We start from the raw sequence: 6967 nt of genomic DNA, 5'->3' as shown, positions 1-6967 counted from the left end.
GGGTACCGACTGCGGCCTGAGTTTTTTAAGTGACGTAAAACCGTGTTGAGGCCAACGCCCATAATGCGTGCACTGGCGCGACATCCGACGCCATTCATGGCCATATCAATGATTTTCTGGTGCGTACCGGGCTGAGAGGCGGTGTAAGTGAACTGCAGTTGCCATGTTTTACGGCAGTGAGAGCAGAGATAGCGCTGATGTCCGGCGGTGCTTTTGCCGTTACGCACCACCCCGTCAGTAGCTGAACAGGAGGGACAGCTGATAGAAACAGAAGCCACTGGAGCACCTCAAAAACACCATCATACACTAAATCAGTAAGTTGGCAGCATCACCTGAAGACATTACTAACATCGGGGTGTACTAATCAACGGGGAGCAGGTCAGTGTCATTCCTTATTCAACTGTTGCAACCGAATTGTCAGGAGCAAATGAAGGATCCCCATCGCACCATGGGCCCAGAAATAGGTCTCAATAAAGACCGTCAGAAACTTATGCAAATGTAGAACGTCATGTACCAGGACCGAATCGGGACCGTACATCATATTCAGAATGAACCAGAGTCCGCCGACAGCCGCCACACCGAGTAATGACAGCACCCCCAGTCCCTGAACGATGGCAGCCATACCTCCGGCATGTGCTTCGGGCAGGCGAAACTGACGCAGCGTCCTGAAATCGTCGGTGACGCCCTGAAAATCCAGATACAGGTATGAGAAATAATACCGGGCACCACGCTGAGCCAGCATCCAGAACAGCATAACCACACCACAAAGCAACAGACCAAACCCGGAAATGATGTGCAGAAAAGTCACCATACCTGTCAACGAAAACTGTCCCAGAGCCTCAGTTTCCGTCATATTCGAATTGATAATCTGAGCCAGAACCAGAACGGCGACAACAATATGAAGTCCCCGAAAGAAAGGCGTGTCCTGATGGGGTAACGCGCGACGAAGATTGACGGCCATAGTTTTTTCACCTCTAACCAGTGGTAGTTCTGGCAATCTGACGGAAAAACATTAACGAAACCTTAACCCACTCTCTCTGGCTCTTCTTGACAACCACCCTAATAGTTTAGAATTATCTAAATTTAGGAGATTCTAAAGTATTTAGCCATGAACGAGATGAGTGAACTGCAAGGCCAGGCGGAAAACGCGGCCGCATTGCTGAAAACACTGAGTCATCCGCAACGTCTGCTGATCCTTTGCATTCTGACCGGGAGTCCTGGTACAGAGGCCGGAGAGCTGAGCAGACTCAGCGGACTCAGTGCTTCAGCCACCTCCCAGCACCTGTCACGAATGAAATCTTGAAGGGACGCGTCAGGCGAGATATATCCGCTATCACATCAAAAATGACGCGATTTTTGCGGTTGTACAGACTCTGAAGAATATTTACTGCCCGGGAGAATAAAATGACCACTGTCACCGTGACGCCTGCTGAAATTAATGCACAGCATGGCAAACCAGTTCTTCTGATTGATATCCGCAGCCATGATGAATGGCGAAGGGAACACATTTCCGGCACACGTTCCCTGCCGCTGGAACAACTTCATGCCGGTTGCTTCAGTGAGACCGGGCTGAGCGAAACGGATACGGTCATTTTCCATTGCCAGAGTGGTATGCGGACCGGGAACGCGGCAGAAAAACTCAGTCAGTTTGTGTATCCGGCACAGGCACTGATCATGCAGGGAGGCCTCAATGCCTGGAAAGCGGCGGGCTACCCGGTTATCGTTGATCGCCGTCAGCCACTACCACTCATGCGACAAGTACAGATTGCCGCAGGGGCGCTGGCCCTCGGCGGAAGTCTGGGCGGACTATTCCTGACCTCTGTGCTGTATGTTATTCCCGGATTTGTGGGTGCGGGCCTGATGCTTGCAGGAATGACAGGCTGGTGCGGGATGGCAAAACTGCTCGCCGTTATGCCATGGAACAGAGAGCATGAATAATTTCCGGTTCAGAAAGAGCGTAATTCAGATGCACCTTTAGTTTACAACAGATTTTCTCTGAGTCAGGCGTCCGCCAATCTGTTGCTGACGGACGCCCGGAATGTTCATGAAAAATAACGTAGTCAGATGACTCTATATTTTATGATGTCATCTGGACTATGTTTTATGGAAAAAAAGGCAGTCTGGAATAATTAGCAAACGGGCAATTCTTCACACTGATAAGGGTCAGTGTGGATCATGACATCCAGCACATTTTTATTTTCCAGAACCGCCTGACGTACTGCTCTGGCAATATCATGCCCTTCACTGACAGAAAGCTCGCCGTCAACTTCAATATGTACATCTACCAGTATGAGATCGCCCGTTTTTCGTGTTTTCAGATCGTGTACTCCGAGGACGTCAGGGACAGCGAGAATAATCGCTTTAATTGCAGTTTCCATCTCAGTGCTTACCGAACGATCCATCAGGTCATGAAGTGCATTGGCGGCAAAAGTGTAGCCCATACGGGCAATCAGAACGCCAACCACTATTGCTGCTACCGGATCAAGCCACGGAAAGCCAAGTAAATTACCGACAATCCCAACAGACACGACCACTGATGAAGCTGCGTCAGAGCGCGCATGCCAGGCGTTGGCGATGAGCAGAGACGACTGAATGCGTGTCGCGACAGCCAGCATATAGCGGAAAAGCAGTTCCTTTGTCACCAGCGCGAACAGTGCTACCCACAACGCAACAATATGCACCTCTGAAATGGCTTCAGGGTGCCACAGCTTGCCGCTTGCGGACCAAATCATTATGGACCCGACAAGGAACAGGATTGCGCCAATAATCAACGACGCCCCATTTTCATAGCGTCCATGACCGTAATGGTGATCTTCGTCAGAAGGCTTGCGACTTTTTTTATTGGCGATCAGAACGACAAAGTCCGACACCAAATCAGAAAACGAATGTATGCCATCAGCGATTAATCCCTGTGAGCCAGAAAATATCCCCAGTAAAATCTGAACGCAGGATAACAATATATTTACAGCTACACTGATCATCGTACTTTTTTGTGCCGCCAATGAACGATTATGATATTCGTTATCATTGCATTTATTTTCATTAAGCTCCATAAAACCTCATTAACACCCCATAATTCAGGATAGCAATTATAATATAATTCAGACCCAAAGGTGTTAAACAGGAAATAAACCAGATCAGGTTCATTGAACGCAATTAATACGGGCTGAAACAGGCGGCCTTGCCTGCGGCCATTCAGCGCAGATAGTGTTTGCGTTAACAAAACTGATACATTTTCTTCCTGAAATCAACGATACCCACAAAAACACATATGATTTATCATATGTGTACATCGATATTACCGGGAGGAAAAATGCTACAGCCTGTTCAACTTTTCAAAATTCTGTCAGATGAAACCCGTCTGGCTATCATGATGCTTCTCCGGGAATCCGGTGAGATGTGCGTGTGTGATATTTGCGCGGCCACCGCCGAGTCGCAGCCCAAAATTTCCCGGCATATGGCAATCCTTCGGGAGGCTGAACTGGTGCTGGACCGTCGGGAAGGGAAATGGGTCCACTACCGGCTCTCTCCACATATGCCCGCATGGGCGGCAGAAACTATCACAACATCCTGGCACTGCCTGCGGGAAGATGTTCGTCAGTGGCTAGAAATATCCGTAGGATCATCCTGCTGACCCGAATCCAACACATTCATTTAACCATATGTAATGGAGCCGAAGATGTTACTGGCAGTGAGTATTTTTTTACTGACGCTGATCCTGGTTATCTGGCAACCCCGGGGACTCAGTATTGGCTGGAGCGCCTGCATTGGTGCTGTGCTGGCCCTGGTTTCTGGTGTTATCCATGTGGGTGACATTCCGGTGGTCTGGAATATCGTCTGGAACGCAACAGCGACCTTTATCGCGGTAATTATCATCAGCCTGCTGCTCGATGAGTCGGGCTTTTTCGAATGGGCTGCGCTGCATGTATCCCGTTGGGGGAACGGGCGCGGTCGTCTGCTGTTTACCTGGATTATCCTGTTGGGCGCAGCCGTTGCGGCGCTGTTTGCTAACGATGGTGCAGCGCTCATCCTGACCCCCATCGTCATCGCCATGCTGCTCGCACTGGGGTTCAGCAAACGGACAACGCTGGCCTTTGTCATGGCCGCCGGGTTTATTGCCGATACCGCCAGTTTACCGCTTATCGTGTCGAACCTGGTGAACATTGTCTCTGCTGACTTCTTCCGGCTTGGCTTTACAGAATACGCATCCGTCATGCTTCCCGTTGATATTGCGGCCATCGCCGCCACTCTGGGCATGCTGCATCTGTTTTTCCGCCGGGATATACCTGCAACATACGACGTCTCTCTTCTGAAAATGCCTGCCAGTGCGATTAAAGATCCTGCAACCTTCAAAGCAGGCTGGATTGTTCTGGTTCTGTTGCTTGTTGGATTCTTTGTGCTTGAACCACTGGGTATCCCTGTTAGCGCTATTGCGGCCGTCGGCGCTGCGGTACTGTTCGCCGTCGCAAAAAAGGGTCACTCCATCAATACCGGAAAAGTGCTGCGCGGTGCGCCGTGGCAGATCGTTGTGTTCTCACTGGGCATGTATCTGGTGGTCTACGGCCTGCGTAATGCGGGTTTAACAGAATATCTATCCGGTGTTCTGAATATGCTGGCGGATAAGGGACTGCTGGCGGCAACGTTTGGCACGGGCTTCCTGACGGCATTCCTGTCATCGGTCATGAACAATATGCCAACAGTTCTTGTTGGAGCACTGTCGATTGACGGAAGCACGGCGTCCGGCGTCATCAAGGAAGCGATGATCTACGCCAACGTGATTGGCTGCGATCTAGGCCCCAAAATCACGCCAATAGGCAGTCTGGCGACCCTGTTGTGGCTGCACGTCCTGTCGCAGAAAAACATGACTATCAGCTGGGGGTATTACTTCCGCACGGGCATCATCATGACCCTGCCGGTGCTGTTTGTCACTCTGGCCGCGCTGGCGCTGCGGCTCTCTGTCACTTTGTAATGAGATACTGAAATGAGCAACATAACCATCTATCACAACCCGGACTGCGGCACGTCACGTAATACGCTGGAGATGATCCGCAACAGTGGCAATGAACCCGCCATTATTTATTATCTTGAAACGCCCCCGACTCACGATGAGCTGGTTAAACTTATTGCAGATATGGGGATAACAGTCCGTGCTCTGTTGCGTAAGAACGTGGAGCCTTATGAGCAGTTAGGGCTAGCAGAGAACAGCTTTAGCGATGAGCAACTTATTGGTTTTATGCTCAAACATCCTATTCTGATTAACCGTCCCATCGTCGTGACTCCCCTTGGAACACGGCTGTGCAGACCTTCTGAAGTCGTACTGGATATTCTCCCGGAGTCTCAGCAAGGTGCATTCACGAAAGAGGATGGTGAAAAGGTCGTTGATGAAGCAGGGAAGCGCGTTAAACCCTAATGCTAAGTAATATGGATAATTTGACTGCTGAGAAGTTAATTTAGCTGTATCCAGAAACAAAAAAGAGTCCGCATTTATGCGAACTCTTTCTGTCAGGCCTCGGTTATTCTGTCCAACTTTTTGGGGTCAGTACAACCGAGGCCGACTGTATGTCTAGTCAACACCAGTATGGCCGCTTACCTGCCGAAAGGCAAGGAGAAGTACGCTATGAAACTGCCGCGAAACGCCCTTATCTGGTGCGTATTAATCGTGTGTATCACGCTCCTGATATTCACATGCCTGACCCGGAACCGCTTATGCGAACTCCGGCTAAAGGACGGGGACAGGGAGGTCGCGGCAAGCCTGGCTTACGAATCCAACGGTAAGTAGCAACCTGGAGGCGGGGGAAACCCCGCCTTTTCAGGACTGATGCGGTTAGTCAGCCGAGAGCGCCTTTACAAGGCACTGTTGCAAATAGTCGGTGGTGATAAACTTATCATCCCCTTTTGCTGATGGAGCTGCACATGAACCCATTCAAAGGCCGGCATTTTCAGCGTGACATCATTCTGTGGGCCGTACGCTGGTACTGCAAATACGGCATCAGTTACCGTGAGCTGCAGGAGATGCTGGTTGAACGCGGAGTGAATGTCGATCACTCCACGATTTACCGCTGGGTTCAGCGTTATGCGCCTGAAATGGAAAAACGGCTGCGCTGGTACTGGCGTAACCCTTCCGATCTTTGCCCGTGGCACATGGATGAAACCTACGTGAAGGTCAATGGCCGCTGGGCGTATCTGTACCGGGCCGTCGACAGCCGGGGCCGCACTGTCGATTTTTATCTCTCCTCCCGTCGTAACAGCAAAGCTGCATACCGGTTTCTGGGTAAAATCCTCAACAACGTGAAGAAGTGGCAGATCCCGCGATTCATCAACACGGATAAAGCGCCCGCCTATGGTCGCGCGCTTGCTCTGCTCAAACGCGAAGGCCGGTGCCCGTCTGACGTTGAACACCGACAGATTAAGTACCGGAACAACGTGATTGAATGCGATCATGGCAAACTGAAACGGATAATCGGCGCCACGCTGGGATTTAAATCCATGAAGACGGCTTACGCCACTATCAAAGGTATTGAGGTGATGCGTGCACTACGCAAAGGCCAGGCCTCAGCATTTTATTATGGTGATCCCCTGGGCGAAATGCGCCTGGTAAGCAGAGTTTTTGAAATGTAAGGCCTTTGAATAAGACAAAAGGCTGCCTCATCGCTAACTTTGCAACAGTGCCAAACCTAAAGCTGACCATCCTTGGCTCACGCGCCGCACGCAAAGTAATCAGCAAGTGAAGCCCCCTAAATTACCCAGAAAGAAGGCTGATCCCGATAAAATGGACTGAAATCAGGCGTTATTCAGTTGAGTGCATATCCAGTCATAGGATAGATTCTTACGTAGCGTTTCTGGCGTGCATTTTCGGGTGGTTTGTTACTATTTTTAACGGGGACACGTCAGAAACGCGCTCAGGCCGTCTGAGTGGTGCGCGTAATGACGCGTTATGGTAAATAGCCTATGCTAATGTCCGCTAAGA

8 protein-coding genes and 4 pseudogenes are annotated in these 6967 nt (G+C 50.4%); 9 read left to right on the top strand and 3 right to left on the bottom strand.

Going from position 1 to position 6967, the window contains the following annotated elements; genetic code table 11:
• Both GKAS_RS24365 and GKAS_RS22145 read right to left on the bottom strand, forming a co-directional pair.
• Window positions 1-278: pseudogene (locus tag GKAS_RS24365) on the bottom strand (IS1-like element transposase); the annotation flags it as partial.
• Window positions 279-385: 107 nt separating this feature from the next.
• Window positions 386-961, bottom strand: a complete 576-nt coding sequence (locus tag GKAS_RS22145) for a cytochrome b/b6 domain-containing protein (protein ID WP_035897528.1) — start codon at window positions 959-961, stop codon at window positions 386-388.
• Window positions 962-1108: 147 nt separating this feature from the next.
• On the opposite strand from GKAS_RS22145, the pseudogene GKAS_RS24360 reads away from it, so the two are divergent.
• Window positions 1109-1403 (top strand): annotated as a pseudogene (locus GKAS_RS24360) (ArsR/SmtB family transcription factor).
• A 1-nt stretch (window position 1404) separates the two neighbouring features.
• Window positions 1405-1938 carry a rhodanese-like domain-containing protein gene (locus GKAS_RS22140; RefSeq protein WP_035897527.1) on the top strand — a complete coding sequence of 178 codons (534 nt, stop codon included), beginning with the start codon at window positions 1405-1407 and terminating at the stop codon, window positions 1936-1938.
• 191 nt (window positions 1939-2129) lie between these two features.
• Here GKAS_RS22140 and GKAS_RS22135 read toward each other — a convergent pair whose 3' ends face one another.
• A complete protein-coding gene (locus GKAS_RS22135) occupies window positions 2130-3053 on the bottom strand; it encodes a cation diffusion facilitator family transporter (RefSeq protein ID WP_023328909.1) in 924 nt (307 codons plus the stop codon).
• 260 nt (window positions 3054-3313) lie between these two features.
• On the opposite strand from GKAS_RS22135, the gene GKAS_RS22130 reads away from it, so the two are divergent.
• The 7 genes and pseudogenes from GKAS_RS22130 to GKAS_RS24355 all read left to right on the top strand — a co-directional run.
• Complete coding sequence (locus tag GKAS_RS22130; protein WP_035897526.1) at window positions 3314-3634, top strand: metalloregulator ArsR/SmtB family transcription factor; 321 nt, start codon at window positions 3314-3316, stop codon at window positions 3632-3634.
• A gap of 45 nt (window positions 3635-3679) precedes the next feature.
• A complete protein-coding gene (gene arsB / locus GKAS_RS22125; protein WP_035897525.1) occupies window positions 3680-4969 on the top strand; it encodes an arsenite efflux transporter membrane subunit ArsB in 1290 nt (429 codons plus the stop codon).
• A 12-nt stretch (window positions 4970-4981) separates the two neighbouring features.
• Window positions 4982-5410 carry a glutaredoxin-dependent arsenate reductase gene (gene arsC, locus GKAS_RS22120; RefSeq protein WP_035897523.1) on the top strand — a complete coding sequence of 143 codons (429 nt, stop codon included), beginning with the start codon at window positions 4982-4984 and terminating at the stop codon, window positions 5408-5410.
• Window positions 5411-5559: 149 nt separating this feature from the next.
• A pseudogene (locus GKAS_RS25400) lies at window positions 5560-5709 on the top strand (DUF5431 family protein); the annotation flags it as partial.
• Window positions 5657-5779 carry a type I toxin-antitoxin system Hok family toxin gene (locus GKAS_RS22115; protein ID WP_223256846.1) on the top strand — a complete coding sequence of 41 codons (123 nt, stop codon included), beginning with the start codon at window positions 5657-5659 and terminating at the stop codon, window positions 5777-5779. The pseudogene GKAS_RS25400 and the gene GKAS_RS22115, both read left to right, overlap by 53 nt.
• Before the next feature lie 134 nt (window positions 5780-5913).
• Window positions 5914-6618 carry an IS6-like element IS26 family transposase gene (locus tag GKAS_RS22110; RefSeq protein ID WP_035897520.1) on the top strand — a complete coding sequence of 235 codons (705 nt, stop codon included), beginning with the start codon at window positions 5914-5916 and terminating at the stop codon, window positions 6616-6618.
• 52 nt (window positions 6619-6670) lie between these two features.
• A pseudogene (locus GKAS_RS24355) lies at window positions 6671-6778 on the top strand (hypothetical protein); the annotation flags it as partial.
• Window positions 6779-6967: the final 189 nt, after the last annotated feature.

The sequence above is a fragment of the Kluyvera ascorbata ATCC 33433 genome (assembly GCF_000735365.1).
Lineage (GTDB): Bacteria > Pseudomonadota > Gammaproteobacteria > Enterobacterales > Enterobacteriaceae > Kluyvera > Kluyvera ascorbata.
The sequence above is the reverse complement of the archived record's forward strand: the minus strand, read 5'-3'. Positions and strand labels throughout refer to the sequence as shown.